Here is a 26012-nt window from a genome sequence, read left to right as displayed (position 1 = left end):
CGGGCCGGGGGCGGCGCCGCGCGCCCCGGGCGGGGGGCCCGCGGCCGTGAAGACCCTGTGTCGGGGCTGTCATCTTGGGGCGCTACGCTTCCCCCTCGGCGCGCCCGATCACCGCTCACGGCGGTGCGGTGCGGTGCGCCCCGTCGCCCGTCCCACGATCGGCACTTGGACTTCGCTACCTCATGTCTTGGTTCGAATCACTCATCCTCGGACTCGTCCAGGGGCTGACCGAGTTCCTGCCCGTCTCCTCCAGCGCCCACCTGCGGCTGACCGCGGCCTTCTCCGGCTGGGAGGATCCGGGCGCGGCCTTCACCGCGATCACCCAGATCGGCACGGAGGCCGCGGTCCTGATCTACTTCCGCAAGGACATCGGCCGGATCCTGTCGGCCTGGACCCGCTCACTGACGAACAAGGAGATGCGCCGCGACCTGGACGCGCGCATGGGCTGGCTCGTCATCGTCGGCTCGATCCCGATCGGTGTGCTCGGGGTGACGCTCAAGGAGCAGATCGAGGGTCCGTTCCGCGATCTGCGGCTCACCGCGGCGATGCTGATCGGCATGGGCATCGTGCTCGGCGTCGCCGACCGTCTCGCGGCGCGGAGCGAGAGCGGCGGCCGGCACCGCGTGGCCAAGCAGCCCAAGGAACTCAAGGACCTGAGCGTCAGGGACGGTCTGATCTACGGCGTCTGCCAGGCCATGGCCCTCATTCCGGGCGTCTCCCGCTCCGGCGCCACCATCAGCGGCGGTCTGTTCATGGGCTACCGGCGCGAGGCCGCGGCCCGCTACTCCTTCCTGCTCGCCATCCCCGCGGTACTGGCCTCCGGCCTGTTCGAACTGAAGGACGCCGCGGAGGGCGGACACGTCTCCTGGGGCCCGACGCTCTTCGCGACGGTGATCGCCTTCGTGACCGGGTACGCGGTGATCGCCTGGTTCATGAAGTTCATCTCGACCAAGAGCTTCATGCCGTTCGTCTGGTACCGCATCGCACTCGGCATCGTCATCCTGGCCCTGGTCGCCACGGGCACCCTCAGCCCGCACGCGGCGGAGTCGGCGGGCTAGCTCGGGGGACGCCACCGGGGCGGGAACACGCCCGCGGTGGCAGGAACGTGACCCGGGCACGTGACCGAAGACATACGGCGTGCGTAGTCGTCCGGTAGCACACTGTCAGTCCGTGGCCCTAGGCTTGCCCGCATGTCCCCCGATTTAGTGACCCCTGGTTCCGGGCGGTCCGCCGCCGAGGTCAACGAGCAGATCCGCGCGCTGTGGCTGCGCTCGGGCGGGTCCCTGTCCGCCCAGGAGCGCGAGCAGTACGAACTGCTGGTGGTCGAGTGGGCGGCGGCGATCCGCGACCGGGTCGTCAGGGCCGCCTGATCCTCTTCCGCCCCCGCGGCACGGCTCAGCGCCCGCCCGCCACGTCCTCGGCGGCCGCGGAGTCCCGGACGTAGTTCACCGCCACGTCGTGCCCCTCCGCCGCGAGCCGCAGACAGACCGCGGCGCCGATCCCCCGGCTGCCACCGGTGACCACCGTGACGAGACGCTTCATGAGTACCTCCGGGCGAAGAGCGCGGGACGAAGGTCTCCAGGCTCGCAGACGCGCGAGCGCGTCGTCGTCGAGGAGTGGGGGGCGCTTCCCCGGCAGCGGCACGGCGGCACGGCCGGGATCTCCGTCCCGCACCGGGACGGAGATCCCGGTGGCGAGCGGTGCCACGTCCTCGGCGCCCTCGGTCCCACTCGTCCTCGTACCGTGCGGGCCCCGGCCGCGGCGACCGGCACCCGGCGGGCCGGGACGCGGACCCCGCTTCGGACCCCGCTGCACCCGCGCGGCGTCTCCCGGCCGACCTCCCCGGCCGGCACGCTCCCCCGGCCCTTCCTCGCGCCCCGCCCGCAGCGGTACGTCGTCCCCGGAAAGGACGGCTCGATCCGTGCCAGACCTTGTCCACCGTCCCCTTCACAGCTGACGGCACCTCGCCGGGAGGACCGCCCATGCGGGCACGGCAGGCCGGTGCGGCCCGGTGGGGACCACCTCGTACGACCGGTCCGAACGCCGTCACGCGGAAGCCACCACCTCGCCGGCCACGACCCGCTGTCCCGGGCCACCGAAGGGACGCACACTGGAGGCACCACGGGGTAGGGAGGCGCCTGTGAAGACGCTCGGCCACCGGCTCGCCTCCCCCTGGCGGCGCTCGACCGTCGCCGCGGTCGTGGGCGCCCTGCCCGTCCTGGCCTTTCCGGCCCCGTCCCTGTGGTGGTTCGCCTACGTCGCCCTGGTCCCGTGGGTGCTGCTGGCCCGTACCGCTCCCACGGGAAGACGGGCGGCGTTCGACGGCTGGTGGGGCGGGTTCGGCTTCATGGTGGCCATGCACCACTGGCTGCTGCCGAACCTGCACGTGTTCACGTTCGTCATCGCCGCCCTGCTGGGCGCGCTGTGGGCGCCGTGGGGGTGGCTGGTGCGGCGGCTGCTCGGCGGGGTGCCGTCGCGCGGGCGGGCCGCGGCCGCGCTCGTCGTGGTGCCGTCGGGGTGGCTGGCGATCGAACTCGTCCGCTCCTGGCAGGGACTCGGCGGCCCCTGGGGCGTACTGGGCGCGAGCCAGTGGCAGGTGGAGGCCGCGCTGCGGCTGGCCTCGGTCGGGGGAACATGGCTGCTCAGCTTCCTGGTGGTGGCCCTCAACGTCGCCGTGGCCGTGCTGGTCGCGGTCCGGCGGGCCCGGGTGCCCGCCCTGGCCGGGCTCGTCGCCACGGCCGCCGTCACCTCCGCCGCCTGGGCGTACGCACCCCGGCCCGACACCGCCGACCGGGTCCGGATCGCGCTGGTGCAGCCGGGTGTCGTCGCCGGACCCGACAGCGCGCAGCGGCGTTTCGACCGCGAGGAACGGCTCACGCGTGAGCTCGCCGGCAAGGACGTCGGCCTGGTCGTCTGGGGCGAGAGCAGCGTCGGCTTCGACCTCGGGGACCGGCCCGACCTCGCACGGCGGCTCGCCGCGCTGTCCCGCGAGACGGGTGCCTGGATCCTGGTCAACGTGGACGCCCGGCGGTCGGACGAGCCCGGTATCCACAAGAGCTCGGTGCTGGTCGGCCCGGACGGTCCGACCGGCGACCGGTACGACAAGATGCGGCTGGTTCCCTTCGGCGAGTACGTTCCGGCCCGCTCCCTGCTGGGCTGGGCCACCTCAGTCGGCGAGGCGGCCGGCGAGGACCGCCGACGGGGCTCCGGGCAGGTGGTGATGGACGCGGGGAACGGGCTGCGGATCGGCCCGATGGTGTGCTTCGAGTCCGCGTTCCCCGACATGAGCCGGCATCTCGCCGAGGACGGCGCCGACGTACTGCTCGCCCAGTCCTCCACGTCGACGTTCCAGCAGAGCTGGGCCCCCGGACAGCACGCCTCGCTCGGTGCGCTGCGCGCCGCCGAGACCGGCCGCCCGATGGTGCACGCGACCCTGACGGGCGTCTCCGCCGTGTACGGGCCGGGCGGGGAGCCCGTCGGCCCGCGGCTCGGCACGGACACCGCCGCCGCGCAGGTGTACGAGGTTCCGCCGGCGCACGGCACCACGCCCTATGTCCGTTTCGGCGACTGGCCGCTGCACGCGGCGCTGCTGGTCCTCGGAGTCTGGGCCGTCACCGGGGCGGGGCGTGTCAGGCGGAGCGCTCGTGGACCGCTCGCACCACCCGCTCGCACAGCTCATGGGTCGCCAGCGCGTCCCGGGCGCTGAGCACCTCGCCCGCGCGGACGGCGTCCAGGAAGGCCAGCGCCGCCTGCTCGATGCCGCGCTGCCGCGACACCGGCACCCAGTCGCCGCGCCGTCGCACGGTGGGCTGTCCCCTGTGGTCGATCACCTCGGCGAGGTTGACCACCTGACGCTTGCTGTCCTGTCCGGAGACCTCGAGGATCTCCTCGGACGAGCCGCTCAGCCGGTTCATCACGCCGAGCGCGGTGAAGCCGTCCCCGGCGAGCTGGAGCACCACGTGGTGCAGCAGTCCGTTCTCCGTGCGGGCGCGCACGGTCACGTCGTCGACCGGGCCGGGCACCAGGAAGCGCAGGGTGTCGACGACGTGGATGAAGTCGTCGAGGATCATCGTGCGGGGTTCCTCGGGCAGCCCGACGCGGTTCTTCTGCATGAGGATCAGCTCGCGCGGGTGGTCCGCGCACTGGACGTAGCCGGGGGCGAAGCGTCGGTTGAAGCCGACGGCGAGGCTCGTGCCACGCTCCTCGGCGAGCTCCACCAGCCGCTCGGAACCGGCGAGTTCGTAGGCGAGCGGCTTGTCGACGTACGTCGGTACGCCCGCCTCCAGGAGCCGGGTGACGATCTCCGGGTGGACCTCTGTCGGCGCGTGCACGAAGGCCGCGTCGAGGTCCTGGGCGATCAGGGAGCCGAGGTCCGCGTGGCGCCGCCCGGGCGGCAGGTGGAGGCCGTCGGCGACCCGGTCGAGCGTCGCGGGGGTGCGGGTCTGCAGGTGCAGCTCCACTCCGGGCCGGTGGGCGAGCACCGGGAGGTAGGCCTTCCGCGCGATGTCACCGAGTCCGATGCAGCCGACCTTCACCGTGTGTGCTCCCCTGGTCCTTGCCCGTCGTGGTCCGGGAAGCATACGGCTGCTGCGGCGGACGCCAGTCGGCGATCCCTTCGAAGCCGCGCAGGAACAGCGCGGGAGCGGCCTTCGACAGTGCGACGAGCGCGTGGTCGCGTACCGCGGCGCCCACCCGGCCGGTCATCAGGTTGAGGCGGGCCACCTTCACGGCCCGGCGGGCGATCGCGGTGGTGCGGGGCAACCGGGCCGCGGTGTAGGCGGGCAGGTCGCCGGCGTGGTGGGCGAGGGTGATCGCGTCCTCGATCGCCTGGTTGCCGCCCTGGCCGAGGGTGGGCGGCATGGCGTGCGCGGCGTCGCCGACCAGCGCCACCCGGCCGTGGTGGAACGCGGGCAGCGGTTCGGCGATGTGGTGGACGTCGTGGCGGAGCACGTCCTCAAGGCGGGCGGCGGCCAGCACCTCGGGGACGGGGGTGTGCCAGTCGCCGTAGAGCCGCAGCAGTTCGGCCCGCTCGTCGTCCGGGGCGTGCTCCCCCGAAGGCGCGACGGCGGCGGCGTAGGCGTAGACGCGGCCGTCCTTGAGCGGGTGCGTGCCCCAGATGCGGCCCGGGCCCCAGGTCTCGTGCGAGGCGAACTCCACGCCGGGCAGGGGGATCAGCAGTCGCCAGGTGGTGAAGCCGGAGTACACCGGGCCGGGGTGCCCGGGGAAGAGCCCGCGGCGTACGGCGGAGTGGATCCCGTCGGCGGCCACCACCAGATCGGCCTCCAGTTCGCCGGCGGGGGTGCCGACCCGGGCGGGCCGGCCCGGGGCGCCCGGGTCGAGGAGGCGGGCCGCGGTGCCCGTGCGGACGGCGCCCGACGGGAGTCGCGCGGCCAGGTGGCCGATGAGGGTGGCGCGGTGGAGCAGGACGAGCGGTCCGCCGAAGCGCTCGGCCGCCGCGGCGGCGTCGGTGCGGGACAGCCACCGGCCGCCGGGCGCGCGCAGCCCGCCGTCGCCCTGCCAGGCCGACAGCGCGCGGATGTCGTCGCCGAGCCCGATGACGTCCAGCGCACGGAGCGCGTTGGGCGACAGGGAGATGGCCGCGCCGACCGGTTCCAGGGCCCCGGCCCGCTCCAGCACCGTCACCCGCGCACCACGCAGGTGCAGGGCGACGGCCGCGGTCAGGCCGCCGATCCCGCCGCCGATCACGATTGCCCGCTCGGGACGTGCCATGGCTCCTCCTCCTGACGGGACTACATCCGTAGTGGACTCGGGGTCCAGCGTACTACAGGCGTAGTGTCACAGGTAGTTTGACCCCATGTCCGTACGCACCCCGGGCGCCGCCCGTGCCGATCTCGTCGCCGACGCCGCCCTCGCCCTGCTCGCCGGACGTGGGATGCGCGGCCTCACCCACCGGGCGGTGGACGAGGCGGCCGGACTCCCCCAGGGGTCCACCTCGAACCTGGCGCGCACCCGGCAGGCCCTGCTGGAACTGGCGGTACGACGGCTCGCCGAGCGGGAGGCACGGGTGCTCGCGCTGCACGAGATGCCCGATCCGCGGACCGGCGCCGGCTCCCTGGTGGACGCCCTCGCGCTGACCGCCCACCGCGCGCTGACCGGCAACCGGGAACTGACCCTCGCCCGTTACGAGCTGGCCCTGGAGGCCACCCGCCGCCCCGAGCTGCGGGCGTACTTCGACGCGGCCGGCGCCCGGTTCCGCGATCAGCTGACAGCCCTCGTCACCGGACTCGGTTCCACGGACCCCGAGCGTCACTCGCTGTCGCTGATCGCCTGGGCGGACGGCCTGATGTTCTCCTGCGTGGCCGGCTCGTTCGGCGCCCGAGTGCCGGACCTCGCCGAGGTGCGCTCGGACCTGGAGGAACTGCTGGCCGGAATGCTCGGGGCCGAAAAACCCTGGTGAAGCGGATCAGTGCCGGGCCAGGATGGCGGCATGACGACCGAGCGCACCGAACCCGCCAACGACGCCGACGAACGCACCATGCTGGAGGGGTGGCTCGACTACCACCGCGACACCCTCGCCCGGAAGTGCGAAGGGCTGACCGACGAGCAGCTGCGCACCGCGTCGGTGCCGCCCTCGGACCTGTCCCTAATGGGCCTGGTGCGGCACATGTCGGAGGTGGAGCGCAGCTGGTTCCGCAGGGTGCTCGCGGACGAGGACGCCGGCCCCCTCTACTACGGCGAGGCAGAGCCGGACGGCGAGTTCCACCTCACCGGGGAGGACACCTGGAAGGAGGCGTACGGCACCTGGCAGGCCGAGATCGCCGCCGCGCGGAGCAACGCGGCCCGTTTCGCCCTCGACGATCCCTCCCGGGGCCGCCACCGGTTCAGCGCGGATCCGTACAGCCTGCGCTGGATCTACACCCACATGATCGAGGAGTACGCGCGTCACAACGGCCACGCCGACCTGATCCGCGAGCGGGTCGACGGCGCCACCGGCGAGTGACGTCACCCACGACACCACCCGGGGCCTCCGTACGGGGCGGGGGATCACTCGTGCGGGGCATGCTGTGCCCGTCCGGCCCCCTCCGGACGGCCGGAGCCAGCAGAGTGGCGCGGGTGCATCGAACGACGACCGCAGCAACGCTTCTGGTGACCGTGGCCGTCTCGGCCCTCTCGGGCTGTGTGACGGTCCACCGTCCCCTCGCGCCAGGACCGGCGACGGCACCGTCCCGGGGATCGGACCTCCATCGGACCGCGGGGGACGAGACGGAGGTCGTCCAGGCACCGGCACGTGAGGCCCTGGAGATGATCGGCCCGTCCCGGTCCCCGAAGACGCCCGCGCCCCCGTCGCACCGTGCCGCTCCCGGCGCCACGCCGGAGCGGAGGACACCGCCCGGCGACCGGAACGGGCAGGCCCTGCCGACCCGCCCCGGGACCGGTGGGAGCGGCCGGCCGCGGCCCCCCGCGACGGCCCTCCCCGACATCGCGGGGTCGATGCGCCGTGGCCCCTCCGGCGGACCGGACGTGTGCGCGCTGGGCAGGCAGTACGGCGGCTGGCGCCCGGGCAGTCCGGAGGCGACCATCTGCGGGGAGACGTACGGAGGTGAACCGGCCGGAGCGGCACGGACACCGGTCCCCTAGGAACGCGGTCCCGGCGCCCCCCGGCCCCCGGGCGCCTGGTCCTCGTCCAGCCGGATCTCCAGCTGCCGGATGGCGGCCCGTACGCCCTCGCCGTAGCGGTCGTCGGCCAGGGCGCGGGCCGCGCCCCGGGCCCGGTGGAGGTGGGTGCGGGCGGCGTCGGGACGGCCGAGGCGGGCGTAGTCGGCAGCCAGGTTCAGCTGCAGGGACGGGTAGAGCGCGCGCACGGCGGGGGATCCCCCGTGCGCCCCGGCGCGGCCGTCCGCGACCTCCTCGGCCGCCGTCAGCGCCCGCAGGTCCCAGGCCAGTTCGTCCTCGGGATCGTCCTGCGTGTCGGCGAGGTAGTGGGCCAGGGTGCAGCGGTGCAGCGGGTCCCCGTGCTCGCCGATCTCCGCCCACAGGCCGAGCAACCGGTGCCGGGCCTCCTCGCGGTCCCCCGCGTGGTGCAGCATCACGACCTGGCCGATCCGCGTGAGCACGGCGTCCGGCGCCGACTGCTCCTGTCGCTCCGCCACCCCGTCCTCCGCACCGCTCGCCGGCTGTCGCCCCCGACGCTAGCCGCAGGCCGGGGCGATACCGGGCAGGCCGCTCCGTGGTACCTCGAGCGGGCCGGGTGCGGGGTCCGTGGAACGGTCCGCACCCGGCGGGGCGACGTCACCCCAGGTCCGGGACGGTCCAGTCGATCGGCTCGTGGCCCTGCGCGGCCACCGCCTCGTTGATCTGCGTGAACGGCCTGGACCCGAAGAACTTCTTCGCGGACAGCGGCGAGGGGTGCGCTCCCTTGACCACCGCGTGCCGGCTCTGGTCGATCAGCGGCAGCTTCTTCTGCGCGTAGTTGCCCCACAGCACGAAGACCGCCGGGTCGGGGCGGTCCGCCACCGCACGGATCACCGCGTCGGTGAAGCGCTCCCAGCCGCGGCCCTTGTGGGAGTTGGCCTCACCGGCGCGGACCGTGAGCACCGCGTTGAGCAGCAGCACGCCCTGTGCGGCCCACGGCATCAGATAGCCGTTGTCCGGAATGGGCGTGCCCAGCTCGGCGTGCATCTCCTTGTAGATGTTGCGCAGGGACGGGGGGATCCTCACGCCCGGGCGGACGGAGAAGCACAGGCCGTGTCCCTGACCCTCGCCGTGGTAGGGGTCCTGGCCGAGGATCAGGACCTTCACCTTGTTGTACGGCGTGGCGTCCAGCGCCGCGAAGACCTCCTCGCGGGGCGGGTAGACCGGACCGTTCGCCCTCTCCTCCTCGACGAACGCGGTCAGCTCCTCGAAGTAGGGCTGCTGCAGTTCGTCGCCCAGAACCCCGCGCCAGGACTCGGGCAGCATGGCGATGTCGGTCACGTCGATGTCCTTACGTGTGCGGTCGCTTCCAGGACACAGAACCTACAGGCGACCACTGACATGGTCAGTGGTCGCCTGTAGGTTCCGGTGGTCGTGACTCCACCGCTGAGCGTCGTCCTGCTGAACCGTCCTCCGGTTGTTCCGCCGACCGGCCGGTGGACGGTCACGCCCGGCTCTACCAGCTGGTCTTCCGTGAGAGTTCCCAGACCATCATGATGGTGGACGGGTCCAGCGCCCGCTCCGCGCCCGAGATGTCCCGGCTCGCCGCCACGTACTGCCGGCCCTGCCACAGCGGCAGCAGCCGCACGTCGTCGACGAGGATCCGCTGGGCCTCCTCGAACTGCCTCACCACGTTCCCGCGGTCGCTCTCCCGGCGGGAGCTGGGCAGCAACTCGGTCGTGATCTCGGTCGCCTCGTAGGGCGTGCCGAGCGCGTTCTGCCTGCCGACGAACGGGGCGATGAAGTTGTCCGCGTCCGGGAAGTCGGGGGACCAGCCGCGCCCGAACACCGGGTACTCGCCCTTCTGGTAGCCCTCGACGTACGTCTTCCAGGGGCGGCTCTCGAGCGTGATGTCGAACAGCTTCGAGGCCTCCAGCTGCCGCTCGAGCTCCTTGAACTCCAGCGCGGTCTCGGAGCCGTAGCGGTCCGTGGTGTACCAGAGGGTCAGCGGGACCGGCTCGGTGATCCCGGCCCCGGTGAGGATCCGCCGGGCCTTGGACACGCTGGGCTCGCCGTAGTCGTCGAAGAAGCCGGTGGTGTGCCCGGTCATGCCCTTGGGGACCATGGAGTACAGCGGGTCGACGGTGTCCCTGTAGACCTTGTGCGCGATCGCCGCGCGGTCGACGACCTGGGCGACGGCCCGGCGCACCTCCTTCCTGCCGGCCCACGGGTCCTTCGGGTTGAACACCAGGTAGTTGATGTCCGTCCCGGTGCCGTCGATCAGTTGGAGCCCCTCCTCCTTGGAGGTCTTGCCCTGGAGCCCGATGATGTCGCCCGCCGCCAGACCGCGGTAGGCCAGGTCGATCCGGTCGTCCCGCAACGCCTTGACCATGGTGCCGGAGTCCTGGAAGTAGCGGATGGTCACCGCGTCGTTCCGGCGTTCGGCGAAGCCCTTGTAGCGGTCGTTGCGGACGAGTTCGGCCTCCTCGCCCTCCTTGTACGACCGGAGGGTGTAAGGACCCGAGCCGACGACGCCGTCGCCCTCGCGCAGGGCGTCGGCCGGGTAGGCGTCGGGGGCGACGATGGACATCGCCGGGGTGGCGAGCACGAACGGGAAGGTGGTGTCCGGCTTGTCGAGGTGGAAGACGACCTCGCGCTCGCTGGGCGCCTGCACCCGTTCGAGGCTGCCCAGCAGACCGGCCGGACCGCCGTTGACGCCGATCCGCCGGATCCGGTCGATGGAGTGCTTGACCGCCTTGGCGTCGAGGGTGCTGCCGTCGGAGAACGTCGTCCCCTCGCGCAGCTCGCAGCGGAACACCTGGTTGGAATTGTCGGAGAACCCGCAGCTCTTGGCGGCGTCCGGCTGCGGGGTGGACGCACCGACCGGGTAACTCAGCAGGGTCTGGTAGACGTTGCGGAACAGCTCCCAGGAACTGTCCCAGGAGGCGGCGGGATCCAGCGTGCTGGGCGAGCTGGTGGTTCCCACGACGACGGGCCCCTCGTCGTCCGGGGCACCGGACGACAGGACGCCGCAGCCGGTCACCAAGGACGACACGGACGCGATGGCCGCCATCCTCCGCAGGCATCGGTTCCGGTTGAACACGCGCACGCTCCTCGATCTGCCGTCCCAAGAGTCGGCAGACCATACCGCAGCGTTCGCCCCGTCGACCCCCCTCTGCGCGGCCCTTGGGCTCGGCTTCTCGATGACTACGTTGTCACGCGCCGTCGCGGCTCCGATACGCCGGCACGGGCGCCGTTTTCGTCAACGGACGCCCGTGCCGGACGGTCGGGACAGAGGCCCCGCGCGGACGATCACGTCACCCGCGCGGCACGCGGAACCGTCCCGTGCGGCGCACCTGTCGCACCGCGGTTCAGCCGACGCCGGCGTTCAGGAAGACGCCGCCGTCGACGACCAGGGTCTGGCCGGTGACCCAGTCCGACTGCTCCGAGGTGAGGAACGCGGCGGCACCGCCGATGTCGGAGGGCACGCCGAGCCGGCCCAACGGGTAGCCGGCGGCGGCCTCCGCCTCCCGGCCCTCGTACAGCGCCTGCGCGAACTTGGTCTTCACCACGGCCGGGGCGATGGCGTTGACCCGCACCCCGGGCGCGAACTCGTGCGCCAGCTGCTGGGTCAGGTTGATCAGCGCGGCCTTGCTGACGCCGTAGGCGGCGATGAACGGCGAGGGCGCGATGCCCGCGACGGAGGCGATGTTGACGATCGCGCCGCCGTTGTCCTTCTGCCAGGCGTGCCAGGTCTTCTGCGCGAAGCCCAGCGCCGAGATCACGTTGGTCTCGAACACCTTGCGCGCCACGTTCAGGTCGAGGTCGGCGATCGGCCCGAACACCGGGTTGGTGCCGGCGTTGTTGACCAGGTAGTCGACGCGGCCGAAGGTCTCCATGGCGTGCTCGACGGCGAGGGCCTGGTGGGCCTCGTCGTGCGCCTTGCCGGCGACGTACACGGCCCGGTCGGGGCCGAGTTTCTCGACGGCCTCCTTGAGGGCGTCCTCGCCCCGGCCGGTGATGCAGACGCGATCGCCGCGCGCGACGAGGGCCTCGGCGACGCCGTAGCCGATGCCGCGGCTGGCGCCGGTGATCAGGGCGACCTTGCCCGAGAGTTCCACAGCAGTCATGTTCCCGGTCTTCCTAGTCGAGCGGTCCGCCGGCGACGTACAGCACCTGGCCGGAGACGAAGCCGGCCGCCTCGCCGGCGAAGAAGGCGATCGCGTTGGCGATGTCCTCGGGCTCGCCGACGCGGGCGACCGGGATCTGGGTGGCGGCGGCGGCCTTGAAGTCGTCGAAGCCCATGCCGACGCGGTCGGCGGTGGCCTTGGTCATCTCGGTGGCGATGAAGCCGGGGGCGACGGCGTTGGCGGTCACGCCGAACTTGCCGAGCTCCTTGGCGAGGGTCTTGGTGAAGCCCTGGAGGCCGGCCTTGGCCGCCGAGTAGTTGACCTGGCCCCGGTTGCCGAGCGCGGAGGAGGAGGACAGGTTGACGATGCGGCCGAAGCCCGCGTCCACCATGTGCTTCTGACAGGCCCTGGACATCAGGAAGGCACCGCGCAGATGCACGTTCATGACGGTGTCCCAGTCGGAGACGCTCATCTTGAACAGCAGGTTGTCGCGCAGCACGCCCGCGTTGTTGACGAGGATCGTGGGCGCGCCCAGCTCCTCGGCGATCCGCGCGACGGCCGCTTCGACCTGCGCCTCGTCGGAGACGTCGCAGCCGACCGCGATCGCCTTGCCACCGGCGGCGGTGATCTTCTCGACGGTGTCCTTGCAGGCGGCCTCGTCGAGGTCGAGCACGCCGACCGCGCAACCCTCGGCGGCCAGTCGTACGGCGGTGGCGGCGCCGATGCCGCGCGCGGCGCCGGTGACGACCGCGACCCGCTGCTCAGTGGTGGACATTGCTGCTTCTCCTCGCGCTTGGGATGCGGCTCCTGCGGCCGGACCGGAATCGGTGAGCGACCGCTTAGTACCTTCAGCAGACGTGACGCTAGAAGCCCTGGCACCCGGTGTCAACGGCACATCGCGCGTGTGTGGTCCATTCCCCACGCCATGGCCCTCTCCCGTCTGCCGTGGCCGTCTCGCGCCCGGCATCCGAGTGGAGCACCCGATCGGGCCAGTGCCGCGCGCCCTCGCGCCGGACGGCCCCTAGCGTCGGAACACGAGCCACCCGCGAGCGGACAGGAGGCCGCCGTGCGCCGTCGCGCCGGTGCCACGGGCACCCTGATCGCGCTCGCCGCGATCGTGCCGTTGGCCGACCCCGCTCACGCCCAGGACCTGGACTGCAGCGACTTCACCTACCAGGAGGAAGCGCAGGCCTTCCTCGACACGGACCGGAGCGATCCGCACCGGCTCGACGAGGAACCGGGCCCGGACGACGGGGTGGCCTGCGAGGCGCTGCCCCGGCGCGACCTCACCTCGTCCACCTTCCGTCCGGCCCCCTCCGCCTCGGCGCCGGCCCGGCCGCCGTCGGTCGCTCCGCCCACCCGGTCACCGGCGCCGACGACCGCCACGCCCACCCGGGCCGTGGCCCCCGCTTCCGCGCCGACGACCCGGGCCGCGTCCGCGGCCCCCGCCTCCGCTGCGCCGACACGCGGCGTGCGTGGCGGGCTGGGCGGCTCGGCGGGGTCCGGGCCCAGCGGCTGGGACCTGGGCATCGGCGCGATGTCCGCGACGGGCGCCGTGGCCGCGGCCGGCTACCTGGTGAGACGCCGCCGGGCCTGACGGGCCATGGGCGACTGCGGGTGACCGGTCGCGTCCACGGACCGCCCGCAGCCGTCCACGCCCGTCGGCCGTCAGCGCACGAGCAGGTCGAGCAGTCGTTCCACCTCCGCCGCCGGATCGGCGGTGAGCCCGGTGTGCACGGGGCCGGGCTGGACGACGGTGGACCGGGGGGCGATCAGCCAGCGGAAGCGCCGCCCGGCGTCGTCCCGCGCCGCCTGTCCGGCCGCGTCCCCGCCCGCGCAGACGCCTTCGACCGCGCGCAGCGCGGCCCGTACTCCGGGCAGGTCGGCCTCCGGGTCGAGGGCCAGCAGCCGCGCCTCGTCGAGATGGGTGCGGGCCGCGACGAACGACCTGGGGCGGCAGTACACGAGCACCCCGGCGTTGACGCACTCACCTCGTTCGATGCGCGGCACGACCCGCAGCAGCGCGTACTCGAAGACGTGCCGGTCGCTCACCGGTCCCCCTGGATGTGCTGGTGGACGGTGGCGGCGCGGGCGATCAGCGGCCGCGCGTAGGCCGAACGGAGTGCGTCCGGGGTGTCGAAACCGGGCTCGCCGGCCAGCCAGGAGTCGGGGATCTCCGCGGTGACCTCGGCGAGCAGTTCCTCGGTGACCTGCGGCGCGAGCCGGGCCGCGGCGGACGCGATGTCCGGCGCGAACGGCTTCAGGGCGTGGTCGGAGGCGTCGTAGGGGCGGGCGGCGGAGGCTGCCGCGCCGGGCCAGTTGTGATGCCAGATCATGGTCGCGCCGTGGTCGATGAGCCACAGTTCGCCGTGCCGGCGCAGCATGTTGGGGTTGCGCCAGGAGCGGTCGACGTTGTTCACCAGCGCGTCGAACCAGACGATCCGCCCGGCCTCCTCGGAGCTCACCTCGAAGGCGAGCGGGTCGAAGCCGAGGGCGCCGGAGAGGAAGTCCATACCGAGGTTGGTGCCGCCGCTGGACTTCAGCAACTGCTGCACCTCCTGCTCGGGCTCGCCGAGCCCCAGTACGGGGTCGAGCTCGACGGTGACCAGGCGGGGCACCCTCAGTCCCAGCCGGCGGGCGAGTTCCCCGCAGACGACCTCGGCGACCAGCGTCTTGCGGCCCTGTCCGGCGCCGGCGAACTTCAGCACGTAGGTGTTGAGGTCGTCGGCCTCGATCAGTCCCGGCAGCGAGCCGCCCTCACGCAGCGGCGCGATGAAACGGGTCGCGGTGACTTCCTTGAGCATCGCACCAGGCTACTGGCGTGCCGCCGCACGCCGGAGGCGGCCCGGGCGGGACGAGCCGATGCCGACAGCGAAACGACAGCCGTGGTTTACGCCCGTCCGACCGCGGACAGGCCAGGCTCGCGGCATCGCATGAACGGCGCGGGCCCCCTGACCGTGCCTCTCGACAGATCACGCACCCCCGGAAGGAACTCGGTATGACCAGCGCATCGACCACGTCCGCATCGGGACCCGCCCGTCGAACCGTCGTTGCGGCGGCCGGAGCGGCGGGCCTCGCCGTCGCGCTGACCGCGTGCGGAGGCTCCGACGACGACGCGTCGGGCTCCTCCGTGGACTCCGGCTCCGCCGGCGGTCCGTCGGACGGCGGCGGCACGAACGGCGGAGGGGCGGACGGCGGCGAGAGCGCCGACGCCGGGGCCGACCCGCTCGCCTCGACCGCCGACATCCCCGAGGGCGGCGGAAAGGTCTTCGCCGACCGCAAAGTGGTCGTCACCCAGCCGACGGCGGGCGAGTTCAAGGCGTTCTCGGCGACCTGCACCCACCAGGGGTGCGCGGTGAAGAGCGTCACCGACGGGGTCATCAACTGCCCCTGTCACAACAGCAACTTCTCCATCACCGACGGCAGTGTGCGGAGCGGCCCGGCGACACAACCGCTGCCCGCCGTGGAGATCACGGTGAGCGGGGACTCGATCACCCTCGCCTGAGCCGTCGGCGCCGGGCACGACACGAGGGACGAAGGGACCGCGCGACCGCCGCGCAGCGCCGGGGCCGGGGCCGGGGCCGGGGCCGGGGCCGGGGCCGGAAGACCGTGATGGCGCCCGGTGCGCTGGACGTTCTCCTCACCGTCCGGCGCACCTGCCGGGTCGCCACGGTGTCCGCCGACGGCGCACCGCCCGTCAGCACGCTCCGGCTCGCCCGGGACGGCGCCTCGCTGTGGCTGTACTCCGTGGCGCGCAGCAGGCGCCGGGCGGGCCTGCGGCGAACCCGCGGCGCCCACAAGAACCTCCGGGCCCTCGGAGCCGACACCCGTGCGTGGACCGGGGAGTGGAACAAGGACCCCAAGCCGTTCATCCGGACCAGGACAGCCGGGGAGATCCTCGACTCCCTCACCCGCTCCTGTCGACAAATCTCCGGCGTAGGACACCGGTCCGCACCTCCCCGACCCGCTCCCCGCCGCCCGCAGTGCCTGCACCGCCGCCCGGATCGACGGTCGGCGTCCGCGCGCCGGACGACGAAGAGGTGCCGTCGTACGCGCGCGGCCGCGGGCAGTCGTGCCTTCCTCAGTGCCCGAAAGACCTGGGAGGCGCCCCGCCGACGCCGGGCTGCGAAACGCCCCCGCCCAGCCGTCACCGACGCCGTCGGCGACCCGCCCCGCCTCAGGCGTACGTCCGCACCGGCCCCCCGGCCGGGCCGAGCGCCGCCGCGATCGTCTCGGCCAGGGGCTCGATCTCGTCCTCCGTGAGCGTCGAGACCGTGACGCGGATGCCCGGCGGTGCGCTCATGCGGAAGCGGGCGCCGGGGGCCACCGCCCAGCCGGCGTGCAGGAGCCGGGCGACGGCGCCGGTCTCGTCGGGGACCGGCACCCACACGTTCATGCCGCTGCGTCCGTGCGCCGCGATCCCGCGCCGGGCCAGCGCCCCGATCAGCGCGTTCCGGCGCCGCCCGTACCGCGCGGCCACGGCCTGCGGGTCCACCGCTCCCCCGCTCCACAGCCGCACCACCGCGCGCTGCACGATCCTGCTGACCCAGCCCGGCCCGAGCCGTTGCCGTCCGCGCACCCGGTCGAGGGTGACCGCGTCCCCGGTGAGCACCGCGAGCCGCAGGTCGGGGCCGTATGCCTTGGCCGCCGAGCGCACGAAGGCCCAGCTGCGGGTCGTACCCGCCACGGCGTGCAGCGGGAGGTCGACGATGTGGTGTCCGTGGTCGTCCTCGACGAGCAGCGTCTCCGGGTGGCCGGCGAGCACGGTGCGCAGCGCACGCGCGCGTGCGGCGCTCAGCGCGGCGCCGGTCGGGTTCTGCGCCCGGTCCGTGACGACCAGGGCCCGTGCCCCGCCCGCCAGCGCCTTCCGTACGCCGTCGGGCGAAGGGCCCTCGTCGTCGACCCCGACGGGGACGGTCCTCAGCCCCAGCGCCGGGACCAGGTCCAGCAGACTCCCCCAGCCCGGATCCTCCACCGCGACCGCGTCCCCGGGCCTGAGGTGCGCCATGAGTACCCGCTCCATCGCGTCCAGCGCGCCCGAGGTGACGGCGACGGGCCCCTCGGGAACGCCGTCGGCGTCCAGCCCGGCCCGTGCCAGCCGCGCCAGCTCGGGTTCCACGGGCGCATGCCCGTACAGCACCGGCTCCCGGTCGCCCTCCCTCGCCCCCGCCGCGAACGCCCCGGCCAGGGCGGGCAGCAGCGCGGGGTCCGGGTTGCCCTGGGACAGGTCCCGCACGCCCGGCGGAACCTCCACCCGGATGAGTTCACGCGCGGTGGTGGCCGGCTTGGACCGCACCCGGCTCCCCCGCCGGCCCGCGGTCTCGATGACCCCGCGCTCACGCAGGGTCCGGTACGCGGCGGCGACGGTGTTCGGGTTCACCCCGAGCCGCTCCGCCAACACCCGCATGGGCGGCAGCAGTTCACCCGGCCGCAACGCCCCGTCCCCCACCGCGCGCTCGATGCTCGCGGAGATCTCCCCTGCGCGCCGCCCACTGATCCGATACTCTCCTAGCACAAATATTATTATGCACTAGTACAACGGAGAGTGCCATGCAGGGGAACCGGCAGCAGCCGCCCGCCGCCATCTACCCGCCCACCGAGCGCACCGTCCCCACCCGCTCCCCCGACCGTGCCGCGTACGACAAGGAGCTGGTGCACGCGGTACTCGACGAGGGCTACGTGTGCCATCTCGGCTTCGTCCGGGACGGCGCGCCGGTGGTGCTGCCCACGCTGTACGGCCGGATCGGCGAGCGCCTCTACGTCCACGGTTCGACCGGCTCGCGCCCGCTGCTCGCGGCGGGCCGGGCCGACCCCGGCCTCCCGGTCTGTCTGACCGTCACCCACGTCGACGGACTGGTGCTGGCCCGCTCGGCCTTCCACCACTCGATCAACTACCGCTCCGTGGTGGTGCACGGCACGGCGTACGACGTGACCGACCCCGAGGAGAAGCGGCAGGCCCTCGACGCCCTGGTCGACCACGTCGTACCGGGCCGCGCCGCCGACTCCCGGCCGGCCGACAAGAAGGAGCTGGCCGCCACGGCGGTGGTCCGCCTCGACCTGAACGAGGTCTCCGCCAAGCTCCGCACCGGTGGCGTCAACGACGAGCCCGAGGACCTCTCCCTCCCCCACTGGGCCGGCGTCGTCCCGCTGCGCAAGGGGTACGACGCACCGCTCGCCGACCCGGACCTGGCCCCCGGCATCGAGCTGCCCGGCTACCTGGCGGACCTGTGATGCCGGTCCATCCCCGGGACACGCCCCGTGACGACGAGCGGCAGCGGTAGCCGGCCGTGCACGGCTTCGGACAGCTCACGGTCGACGGCCCGCCGGGAGAGCCTCCCCAGGTGTGACCCCCGCACTTCGCCCACGACGCGGAGCCCGGCGAGGCGGTCACCCGCCTGGCCCGGCCCAGCCCGCTCCGGCACGCCGTCGAGGTGCGTCCGGAGGCCCTGCTGAGCGGGGTCGACGGCTACGTGTACGTCCCCGGTCCCCGGCAGGCCGAGCCCGGCACCCCGTCCGAGCACGGCGTCCCGACCAGCCTCCACGCCTGCGGTCAACTGCGCGGCCATGCCCGTGTCGTGGACGATCCGGCGCGGAAGGCCGCGCTCCCCGACCGCCGGATCGGCCACTTCCAGCCGGAGGGCGGCTCCGCGCGGGCGGCGACGGGTGAGGCCCCGTACGGCGGGCTGCTGTCCGGGACCCGCGGGATCCGGCTCGAGGTGACGGGCGTACGGGCGAAGTCCGGGTACGCGGGCAAGCGCGGTACGGGGCGGTACGGGGCGGTACGGGAGCGCATCGCGGCCGGACTGGCGGACCGGGGCGGCGCACATGCCGCGGCGGCACGCGCGTACCTACTGAGCCGGCAGCCGGTCCGACCCCCGGGGCCGGGCCCCTCCCTCGTGGACGGGGTCCCCGCGCCGTCACACCGGCACCGTGTCCGGCTCCTCCTCACGGACCCGCGCGCCCCGCACCTCCCCCCATCGCGAGCCCCGCGACCGAGCCGAGCATCAGCAGGGTGCCGGCCAGGATGGCCGTCGTGAGCCGCTCCCCGAGCAGGGCGACCGCGAGCACCGCCGCGCTCACCGGCTCCAACAGCATGATCACGGACACGGTGGCCGACCGCACGACGGCCGCGCCGGCGAAGTAGAGGCCGTACGCGAGCGCCGTCGGCACGGAGGCAATGTACGCCAGCAGGCACAGCAGCGCGCCCGGGGCGTCGGTGTGTGGCACCAGCCCCTCGACCGCGGCGAACGGCAGCAGCACCAGGCTGGTGACGGCGAACGCCCCCACCGTGGCGCCCGAGGAGTCCACGGCGCCGTCGCGCCCCCACCACCGGGTGAGCAGGGTCATCGCCGAGTAGCCGGCCGCGGACAGCAGGGCGAGCAGCACACCCCACGGGTCCACGGTCGCGCCCCCGCCGCCGAGGACGAGCACGACGAGTCCGGCGAGCGCACCCACGACGGCGGCCATTCCGCCGCGCCCGAGGCGCTCCCCCAGGGTCGGTCGCGCGCCGAGCGCGATCAGTACGGGTCCGGCGCCGAGGGTGACGACGGTGGCCACGGCGAGCCCCGTGGCGGAGACGGCCGCGAAGTAGGCGGTCTGGAAGACCGCGAGCCCGCTGCCGGTGGCTCCGGCCCGCAGCGCGCGCCGGCCGAGCGGCTCGGGAGCGGCGGTCCGGGCGCGCCGCGTCAGCGGCCGGACGGCGAGCAGCAGCACCAGGCCGGCCGCGCAGCGCCAGAAGGACAGGGTGACCGGGCCCATGTCGCTGGCCCGGTAGACCAGTGACGCGGCGGCGCCCGCGGTGCCCCAGGCGGCACCGGCGACGATCAGATAGAGAAGGCCTCGCCCGACAGGCAGGCCGGAGACGGCGTTCGACACGTGTTCTCTCCGCAGATGCGCGCACCACGCACATCGGCGTGGACGCGGAGGTTCGGGAAGAGATCCCTGGATCAGGCCCGGTCGGGGCCCGAGCGGCAGGATCCGCGGGCTTCGTCCGCGGGCAGCACCGCTCCGCCCGGCGACCAGCCGGGCAGATGTACCGGAGGGCCCGCCTCAGGCGGCCGGAGGCGGAAGAACACGTGCGCGCGCATGCATGATCGGCACCCTAGGCGGCCGTACCCGGCGTGGACAACTCCCTTTCGGGTCCGCCGCTCGCCACGGGCTCCCCGGAACCTTTCGCCGGTGCCGAGGACTGGGCGATGAAAGCGCCCGCCAGGACCGCCGCGCCGCCCACGATCTGCGGTGCCGACAGGTGCTCGCCGAGCAGCACCCAGGCGAGGACGGTGGCGATGACCGCCTCCAGACAGGCCACGACACCGGCGACCTGCGGCGAGAGCCGGCGCACCGACACCACCCCGGTGACGTACGCGGCCACCGTGGCGACGAGGACGATCCACGCCAGCAGGACGAAGGCGGCGACCGGGGTGCCGTTCATCCCCGCGCTGCCGGAGAGCACGGCCCACTCCATGGACCAGGGACGGGCGACGACGGTCAGGACAGCGGTGCCGATCAGCAGCCCGTAGGCGATCACCCCGAGCGGATCGGGGGCCTCCTCGCCGTCGCTGCCCCGGTCGGACAGGACGAAGTAGCCGACCTGACAGCAGGCCGCGCCGAGCGCGAGCAGCAGACCGAGCGCGTCGAAGCCGAGGCCGGCCCACACCTCCACGACACAGGCGAGTCCGCCCACCGCCAGGACCACGCCGACCGCGGCGGCCCGGGTCACCGGCCGTCGCTGCACGAACCGCACCCAGCCGAGCACGAGCGCGGGCGCCAGGTACTCGACCAGCAGCGCGACCCCGACGGGGATGCGGGAGATCGCGGCGAAGTAGCAGGCCTGGACGCCGGCCACGGCGAACAGGCCGAACCCGGCGAGCAGCCCGGGGCTGCGGCGCAGGAGCCCTCGGTGGCGCACCGCCAGCGGCAGCATGACGAGCGCCGCGCCCACCACCCGCAGCCACACGACGTGGAGCGGGTCGAGACCCGCCTCGATCAGCGGCTTGGCCGCCACGCCGGAGCCCCCGAAAGCCAGCGCGGACAGCAGTGCGAGGCCGAGTCCGACGCCCTTCCGGTGGTCCCTCGGGGTACTGACAGAGGTAGGCACCGGCACATGATGCCAGGCCCCGACAGGAGCGTCACCCCTCATGACGCCTGTCTCACCGACTGGGCGACGCCTCGAGCCGGGCGGACAGTTCGCGGGGACGGTTCCGGCGCGCTCGAGGACCTCGACGGCACGTGCCCGCGGGTCCACGACGATCGCCGCGAGCGGGTCCGTACCGCGCGCCGGACCGCGGTCGTGACGGGCGGCGCGCTCATGCGCGCGCTCCATGCACCCCGCGGCCGGCGGCAGGAGGCCCGCGGCCTCGGCCGTCGCGGGGGCGTCTTCCGGAGTCCTCGACCGCGCCCTGCCGGCGCAGGCCGTGGCCGGCGCCCTGTGACGCCCCGGCCCGGATGGCTCCCCGAGGGCCCAGCCGACCGGCGGCGCCCGTGCGCTCGAGCGGCTGCCCGCCGGCATGCGCGAACCCGGTGTTCCGGCGACGGCCACAGCGTGGCACCGGCCCGGCCGGTGCCCGGCCGGGCGCCGTCCGGGCACGGAGTGGCTCAGCCGGACCCGGACGGCACCCGGCCGCGGCGGCTTCGGCGCCCACGGCTGATCACGGACCCCCGGGTCGCAGCCGACCGGCCGCCGATGTCTTCGCACGCCCGTCGCCGGGACAGGCCGCCGACGGCCCCGGCGACCGGGCCACCGCCCTCGAATTGGCCTTGGCCCGCGACTTCGCACCGCCCGTACGGTCAGGTCATGCGGATTCGAATCGTCGACGCCTTCACCGACCGGCCCTTCGCCGGCAACCCCGCCGGAGTACTGCTGCTCGACGCCTTCCCGGACGACCCCTGGCTGCAGAACGTCGCCCTGGAGGTCAATCACGCCGAGACGGCCTTCGCCCACCCGCTCCCGGCGGGCGGCGAGGCCGACTGGGCGCTGCGCTGGTTCACCCCCGCCACCGAGGTCGCGATGTGCGGCCACGCGACGCTGGCCACCGCGCACGTCCTGCACACCACCGGCGCGCACCGGGGTCCGGTGCGGTTCGCCACCCGCAGCGGCGTCCTCGTCGCCACGCCCGGCGAGGACGGCTTTGTCACCTTGGACTTCCCCACCGCCCCGCTCACCGCGGTCGACGTTCCCGAGGGCGTCGCCGAGGCGCTGGGCGCCCGGCCGCTCACGGCGTTCGACACCGGCCCGGACATCGGTGACCTGCTCGTCGAGGTCACCGACGAACGAACCGTCCACGCCCTGCGGCCCGACCTCAAGGCGCTGGCCGCCTACTCCGAGCGCGGCATCATCGCCACCGCCCGCGCCGAGAACCCCGCCCTCGGCTACGACTTCGTCTCCCGCTGCTTCTTCCCGAACGTCGGCATCGACGAGGACCCGGTCACCGGCAGCGCGCACACCGCTCTGGCCCCCTACTGGTCCGAGCGCCTCGGCCGCTCGGGCCTCACCGGCCTGCAGGCCTCATCGCGCTCCGGCCGCGTCCGCACCGAGGTGCGCGGCGAGCGCACCCTGCTGAGCGGACGGGCCGTGACGGTCGTCGAGGGCGACCTGCTGGTCTGATCCCGGCACGGCACAGGGGGCGTGCAGCGCGGCCGGCACGCCCCCTGTGACGCCGTCTCACGCCGTCGGCAGCCAGTCCACCTCGCCGGCCAGCAGCCCGTACCCCACGAACGCGCCGACGTCGAGCAGCGTGTGCGCGACCACCAGCGGCCCGACGCGCCCCCAGCGCCGGTAGAGGTACACGAACACCACGCCCATCACCATGTTCCCGATGAAGCCGCCGATGCCCTGGTAGAGGTGGTACGAGCCGCGCAGCACCGAACTGCCCGCCATCGCGGCGCCCGGGGACCAGCCCAGCCGGTCGAGCCTGCGCAGCAGGTAGGCGAGGACGACGACCTCCTCGACGACCGAGTTCTGCAGCGCCGAGAGGATCAGCACGGGGTACTTCCACCACACCTCGGGCAGCGCCTCCGGCACCACGGTGAGATTGAACCCGAAGCCGCGCGCGGCCAGGTAGAAGGCGATACCGCTGCTGCCGATGACCGCCGCGACCGCCGCTCCGCGACCGAGGTCGGACCAGGGCCGGGTACGGTCGAAGCCGAGGGTGCGCAGCCCCGCGCCCTCGCGCAGCAGGAAGTGCGCGACCAGCGCGACGGGGACGAGCGCCGTGGTGATCCCGAAGAGCTGCCAGGCCAGGTCCAGCCAGGGGCGGCCCGGCGCCGCCGAGGCGTTGAGGGTGGCCGCCTGGTCCTTCAGGCCGCCCGGTTCGGTGACCGAGCCGATAAAGCTGATCAGGGCCGACACCCCGCTCGCGCCGAGCGACAGCGCGAGCACGAGCAGTGTCTCGTCGCGGAGCGTCGTCCGCGAGGGCCTCCGCTCAGGATACGAATCGGCCCCCGGGCCCGCCTCCGCCTGCACACCTGCCTCCACATCACCGATCGGTCCGATCAGTATGAGGGCAGCGGCCGTGCGCCCGGCCGGGGGCCGTGCGGGGGCGGACCGCGGGACTCAGGCCGTCGGCACCGGTTCCGGCAGTCCCACCGGCCAGCTGTGCACCGGTTCGCCCTGCCGCATCAGTTCGCGGTAGCGGAGGGTGGTGGCGGCCAGGGCGGCCTCCCGGTCGAGGCCCAGGTCGAGGGCCCGGTGGAAGGTCGCGCTCTGCCAGGTCGCGCCGTTCACCCTCCGACGGCACCGCTCCCCGATCACCCCGAGGTACCGGTCGCGGTCGGCGGGCTCGATCCCCCACGCGTCCAGCCCGGCCTCGGCGAGCGGCAGCAGTTCGTCCCGTACGAGGGTGACCGCGTCCACCTCGCCCAGACCGCCGAGGCGGCCACGCCGGGGCCAGGTGAGGCGGGCGTCGATACCGTCCTTGCAGGCGGCGTCGAAGTTGGCGGCCGCCGCCTCGAACGGCAGCCGGGTCCACACCGGCCGGCTGTCCTCGGCGAGGGCGCGGACCAGGCCGTAGTAGAAGGCCGCGTTGGCGACGACGTCGGTGACGGTGGGGCCGGCGGGCAGCACACGGTTCTCCACCCGCAGGTGGGGCACGCCGTCGGTGATGCCGTAGACGGGGCGGTTCCAGCGGTAGACGGTGCCGTTGTGCAGGACGAGTTCGGCGAGCGTGGGGACTCCGCCCCGGTCCAGCACCTCCAGCGGGTCCTCGTCGTCGCAGATGGGCAGCAGGGCCGGGTAGTAGCGCAGGTTCTCCTCGAACAGGTCGAACGCCGAGGTCACCCAGCGCTCCCCGAACCAGGTGCGCGGCCGCACACCCTGGGCCTGGAGCTCGGGCGGGCGGGTGTCGGTGGACTGCTGGAACAGCGGGGGCCGGGACTCGCGCCACAGTTCGCGTCCGAACAGGAACGGCGAGTTGGCGCCGACGGCGATCTGGGCGGCGGCGACGGCCTGGGCCGCGTTCCACACGCCGGCGAAGCGCTCCGGGGTGACCTGGAGGTGCAGCTGCACCGAAGTGCAGGCGGCCTCCGGGGCGATGGACTTGGAGGTACAGCTGAGGCGCTCGACACCGTCGATGTCGAGGGTGAAGTCCTCGCCGCGCGCGGCCACGATCTGCTCGTTGAGCAATGCGTAGCGGTCGACGTCGGAAAGGTTCGAGGAGACCAGGTCGTCCCGGTCCAGCGTCGGCAGGATGCCGATCATCACGATCCCCGCGTCCACCTCACCGGCTTTACGATCGGCGTACGCGAGCGAAGTGCGCAACTCCTCGTCGAGCCGGTCGAATACCCGCCCGCCCAATCGGTGGGGGGCGATGTTCACTTCCAGATTGAACATGGCGAGTTCCGTCTGGAAGTCCCTGCTGGCGATCCGTTCGAGGACTTGTGCATTCAACATTCTCGGCATGCCGTCGGCACCCGCGAGATTCAATTCGATCTCCAGCCCCATGAAGTTCTTGGGGCGGTCGAACCGCTTCTCCGCCAGGAGTCGCTCCAAGCCCGTCAGACAACTGCGGAGCTTTTCGCGGTAGCGCTGGCGATCGGACAGGTCGAACTGACCTGCCACGACCTTCTCCCCCATCGAAGCGTCCTTCCTCGCGCGGGCGGACCGAAGATCGTCCGCCGGGGTCCCGGTCCACAGGCAAGGATGCCCCGCCGATGCGATCGATAACGCCCCGGAGGGCACCATCGACCGCTAGTCTGGTCGGTGTGACCAGTGGCACATTCACGGGGCATGGCACAGAAGGCGACTCATGGGTCGGTTGCGAACTCGTGAAAAACACCGACGAGAATTGGTCGACCACTTTGCGCTCATCGTGTGAGGTCACCGGCGTACGGCCCGCCTGGAATCGGGATTATTTTCGCATTCCATCGACCAGAAGTACCCTTGTTCCCCCGGCCGGAAACAGCTAGCCGAAACACAGCCTGAACACGTGTCGTATAAACTTTGCGCACAAGGCAGAAGGTTGGCGCCCGCGGTTCGAGTGATCCAGCCGGGAGGCGGCGTGCGGCACTCCTCGCCCCCGTTCCCCGGACTCGGCCCCCGGCCCCTGCCCCTCTGGCCTTCGCGAGCTGACAACGCCGTCCGCCCCACCACGCCCCGCCCTCGCGCCACTGTGCCTTCGAATGAGAGGCGACCCACTATGCCCCTGCATGTCCCCCCGGCTCCCGCGCCCGCACTGCGTTCCGTCCTGACCGCGCTCTCGTCTCCGACCGCGGTCCGCGAAGCCCGAACTCCCTCCCTGCTCGTCGCCCAGGGGCCCGCCTCGGCCGAGTTGCCCCTTCCCGTGCACGTCCTGGACCGGACCACCCCCGACAGCGGAACCACGACCCGGCTGACCGGCTGGCGCTTCCTGATCCGCGCCGGCGACCGCGCGGTGGCCGCCGCGGACACCGTGCTCACCGCCGACGGCTGGACGTTCTCCCGCTTCTTCGAAGGTCCCTACATCACCTCCACCGAGCTCGCGCTGCGCCAGGCCGACGCCATGACACAGCCGTACCAGCCCCGACTGCTCTCGGTGCCGGGCCTCTACATGCTGACGCTCTGGCTGCACGGCGCCCCCACCGCGGACGGCGCCACCGGCCACCCGGCCGCCACCGATCTGCTCGTCCCGCTCGCCCCGGCGCCGCCCGGCATCGCGGCCCACCGCCCGCACCGGTTCACCGACCTGCTCCCGGTCCTGACGCACCGGGTGGCACCGACCCGCCTGCTCGGTTCGTCCGCCTGAGAAGACACCGTGTGCCCCGCCGCCCGGACTCCCGACGCGGCGGGGCACGTGCTGTCCCCAGGAGGACTAGCCC

23 protein-coding genes and 4 pseudogenes are annotated in these 26012 nt (G+C 73.5%); 12 read left to right on the top strand and 15 right to left on the bottom strand.

Annotated features, from left to right (window positions below; all coding sequences use genetic code 11):
- The first annotated feature begins 182 nt into the window (after window positions 1–182).
- Together KYY02_RS31870 and KYY02_RS31865 are read left to right on the top strand one after the other, a co-directional pair.
- Window positions 183–1058, top strand: a complete 876-nt coding sequence (locus tag KYY02_RS31870) for an undecaprenyl-diphosphate phosphatase (protein ID WP_371244166.1) — start codon at window positions 183–185, stop codon at window positions 1056–1058.
- Between the two features lie 132 nt (window positions 1059–1190).
- Entirely contained in the window at window positions 1191–1370 is a 180-nt protein-coding gene (locus KYY02_RS31865; protein ID WP_371244164.1) for a hypothetical protein, read from the top strand.
- Window positions 1371–1407: 37 nt separating this feature from the next.
- Here the strand turns inward: KYY02_RS31865 and KYY02_RS31860 are convergent.
- Window positions 1408–1542: pseudogene (locus tag KYY02_RS31860) on the bottom strand (SDR family NAD(P)-dependent oxidoreductase); the annotation flags it as partial.
- A 598-nt stretch (window positions 1543–2140) separates the two neighbouring features.
- Here KYY02_RS31860 and lnt point away from each other — a divergent pair.
- Window positions 2141–3706 carry an apolipoprotein N-acyltransferase gene (gene lnt, locus KYY02_RS31855; protein WP_371244162.1) on the top strand — a complete coding sequence of 522 codons (1566 nt, stop codon included), beginning with the start codon at window positions 2141–2143 and terminating at the stop codon, window positions 3704–3706.
- Here lnt and KYY02_RS31850 read toward each other — a convergent pair.
- Window positions 3630–4535, bottom strand: a complete 906-nt coding sequence (locus KYY02_RS31850) for a Gfo/Idh/MocA family protein (protein WP_371244160.1) — start codon at window positions 4533–4535, stop codon at window positions 3630–3632. The two genes, lnt and KYY02_RS31850, sit on opposite strands and share 77 nt — an antisense overlap.
- Window positions 4507–5730 (bottom strand): FAD-dependent monooxygenase, encoded by a 1224-nt coding sequence (locus KYY02_RS31845; protein WP_371244158.1) that lies wholly within the window; start codon window positions 5728–5730, stop codon window positions 4507–4509. Before KYY02_RS31845 ends, KYY02_RS31850 begins: the two co-directional genes overlap by 29 nt.
- An 85-nt stretch (window positions 5731–5815) precedes the next feature.
- On the opposite strand from KYY02_RS31845, the gene KYY02_RS31840 reads away from it, so the two are divergent.
- Both KYY02_RS31840 and KYY02_RS31835 read left to right on the top strand, forming a co-directional pair.
- Window positions 5816–6418 carry a TetR/AcrR family transcriptional regulator gene (locus KYY02_RS31840; protein WP_371244156.1) on the top strand — a complete coding sequence of 201 codons (603 nt, stop codon included), beginning with the start codon at window positions 5816–5818 and terminating at the stop codon, window positions 6416–6418.
- 30 nt (window positions 6419–6448) lie between these two features.
- Window positions 6449–6961, top strand: a complete 513-nt coding sequence (locus KYY02_RS31835; RefSeq protein WP_371244154.1) for a DinB family protein — start codon at window positions 6449–6451, stop codon at window positions 6959–6961.
- Between the two features lie 634 nt (window positions 6962–7595).
- On the opposite strand, the gene KYY02_RS31830 is transcribed toward KYY02_RS31835, so the two are convergent.
- The 5 genes from KYY02_RS31830 to fabG form a co-directional block, all read right to left on the bottom strand.
- On the bottom strand, window positions 7596–8111 hold the full coding sequence (locus tag KYY02_RS31830) for a hypothetical protein (RefSeq protein WP_371244152.1): 516 nt from the start codon (window positions 8109–8111) through the stop codon (window positions 7596–7598).
- A 139-nt stretch (window positions 8112–8250) separates the two neighbouring features.
- The gene (gene ung, locus KYY02_RS31825; protein WP_371244150.1) at window positions 8251–8934 is read right to left on the bottom strand and encodes a uracil-DNA glycosylase; all 684 of its coding nucleotides are present in this window, start codon (window positions 8932–8934) and stop codon (window positions 8251–8253) included.
- Window positions 8935–9109: 175 nt separating this feature from the next.
- Window positions 9110–10696 (bottom strand): ABC transporter substrate-binding protein, encoded by a 1587-nt coding sequence (locus tag KYY02_RS31820; protein WP_371244148.1) that lies wholly within the window; start codon window positions 10694–10696, stop codon window positions 9110–9112.
- A 268-nt stretch (window positions 10697–10964) separates the two neighbouring features.
- Window positions 10965–11723 (bottom strand): SDR family oxidoreductase, encoded by a 759-nt coding sequence (locus tag KYY02_RS31815; protein ID WP_371244146.1) that lies wholly within the window; start codon window positions 11721–11723, stop codon window positions 10965–10967.
- 13 nt (window positions 11724–11736) lie between these two features.
- On the bottom strand, window positions 11737–12498 hold the full coding sequence (fabG, locus tag KYY02_RS31810) for a 3-oxoacyl-ACP reductase FabG (RefSeq protein WP_371244144.1): 762 nt from the start codon (window positions 12496–12498) through the stop codon (window positions 11737–11739).
- Between the two features lie 291 nt (window positions 12499–12789).
- On the opposite strand from fabG, the gene KYY02_RS31805 reads away from it, so the two are divergent.
- Window positions 12790–13320 (top strand): excalibur calcium-binding protein, encoded by a 531-nt coding sequence (locus tag KYY02_RS31805; protein ID WP_371244142.1) that lies wholly within the window; start codon window positions 12790–12792, stop codon window positions 13318–13320.
- A 71-nt stretch (window positions 13321–13391) separates the two neighbouring features.
- Here KYY02_RS31805 and KYY02_RS31800 read toward each other — a convergent pair whose 3' ends face one another.
- Entirely contained in the window at window positions 13392–13775 is a 384-nt protein-coding gene (locus KYY02_RS31800) for a DUF3037 domain-containing protein (protein ID WP_371244140.1), read from the bottom strand.
- Window positions 13772–14527 carry a HipA family kinase gene (locus KYY02_RS31795; protein WP_371244138.1) on the bottom strand — a complete coding sequence of 252 codons (756 nt, stop codon included), beginning with the start codon at window positions 14525–14527 and terminating at the stop codon, window positions 13772–13774. Before KYY02_RS31795 ends, KYY02_RS31800 begins: the two co-directional genes overlap by 4 nt.
- Before the next feature lie 194 nt (window positions 14528–14721).
- On the opposite strand from KYY02_RS31795, the gene KYY02_RS31790 reads away from it, so the two are divergent.
- Both KYY02_RS31790 and KYY02_RS31785 read left to right on the top strand, forming a co-directional pair.
- Window positions 14722–15228: a Rieske (2Fe-2S) protein gene (locus KYY02_RS31790; RefSeq protein ID WP_371244136.1), complete on the top strand. Its 507-nt coding sequence runs from the start codon at window positions 14722–14724 to the stop codon at window positions 15226–15228.
- 107 nt (window positions 15229–15335) lie between these two features.
- A pseudogene (locus KYY02_RS31785) lies at window positions 15336–15506 on the top strand (pyridoxamine 5'-phosphate oxidase family protein); the annotation flags it as partial.
- A gap of 394 nt (window positions 15507–15900) precedes the next feature.
- Here the strand turns inward: KYY02_RS31785 and KYY02_RS31780 are convergent.
- The gene (locus KYY02_RS31780; RefSeq protein WP_371244134.1) at window positions 15901–17238 is read right to left on the bottom strand and encodes an aminotransferase class I/II-fold pyridoxal phosphate-dependent enzyme; all 1338 of its coding nucleotides are present in this window, start codon (window positions 17236–17238) and stop codon (window positions 15901–15903) included.
- A gap of 35 nt (window positions 17239–17273) precedes the next feature.
- Between KYY02_RS31780 and KYY02_RS31775 the strand changes: the two genes are divergently transcribed.
- Both KYY02_RS31775 and KYY02_RS31770 read left to right on the top strand, forming a co-directional pair.
- Complete coding sequence (locus KYY02_RS31775) at window positions 17274–17954, top strand: pyridoxamine 5'-phosphate oxidase family protein (protein ID WP_371244132.1); 681 nt, start codon at window positions 17274–17276, stop codon at window positions 17952–17954.
- A gap of 56 nt (window positions 17955–18010) precedes the next feature.
- A pseudogene (locus KYY02_RS31770) lies at window positions 18011–18586 on the top strand (FMN-binding negative transcriptional regulator); the annotation flags it as partial.
- A gap of 54 nt (window positions 18587–18640) precedes the next feature.
- On the opposite strand, the pseudogene KYY02_RS31765 reads toward KYY02_RS31770, so the two are convergent.
- Both KYY02_RS31765 and KYY02_RS31760 read right to left on the bottom strand, forming a co-directional pair.
- A pseudogene (locus tag KYY02_RS31765) lies at window positions 18641–19598 on the bottom strand (DMT family transporter).
- 226 nt (window positions 19599–19824) lie between these two features.
- A complete protein-coding gene (locus tag KYY02_RS31760) occupies window positions 19825–20826 on the bottom strand; it encodes an EamA family transporter (RefSeq protein ID WP_371244168.1) in 1002 nt (333 codons plus the stop codon).
- 690 nt (window positions 20827–21516) lie between these two features.
- Between KYY02_RS31760 and KYY02_RS31755 the strand changes: the two genes are divergently transcribed.
- A complete protein-coding gene (locus KYY02_RS31755) occupies window positions 21517–22326 on the top strand; it encodes a PhzF family phenazine biosynthesis protein (RefSeq protein WP_371244130.1) in 810 nt (269 codons plus the stop codon).
- Between the two features lie 57 nt (window positions 22327–22383).
- On the opposite strand, the gene KYY02_RS31750 is transcribed toward KYY02_RS31755, so the two are convergent.
- Both KYY02_RS31750 and KYY02_RS31745 read right to left on the bottom strand, forming a co-directional pair.
- Complete coding sequence (locus KYY02_RS31750) at window positions 22384–23184, bottom strand: CPBP family intramembrane glutamic endopeptidase (protein ID WP_371244128.1); 801 nt, start codon at window positions 23182–23184, stop codon at window positions 22384–22386.
- 90 nt (window positions 23185–23274) lie between these two features.
- Window positions 23275–24792 carry a glutamate-cysteine ligase family protein gene (locus KYY02_RS31745; protein ID WP_371244126.1) on the bottom strand — a complete coding sequence of 506 codons (1518 nt, stop codon included), beginning with the start codon at window positions 24790–24792 and terminating at the stop codon, window positions 23275–23277.
- 562 nt (window positions 24793–25354) lie between these two features.
- Between KYY02_RS31745 and KYY02_RS31740 the strand changes: the two genes are divergently transcribed.
- Window positions 25355–25939, top strand: a complete 585-nt coding sequence (locus KYY02_RS31740) for a hypothetical protein (protein ID WP_371244124.1) — start codon at window positions 25355–25357, stop codon at window positions 25937–25939.
- The last annotated feature ends 73 nt before the right edge of the window (window positions 25940–26012 follow it).

This window comes from Streptomyces pimonensis (assembly GCF_041380215.1).
GTDB classification, from domain to species: domain Bacteria; phylum Actinomycetota; class Actinomycetes; order Streptomycetales; family Streptomycetaceae; genus Streptomyces; species Streptomyces pimonensis.
The sequence above is the reverse complement of the archived record's forward strand: the minus strand, read 5'-3'. Positions and strand labels throughout refer to the sequence as shown.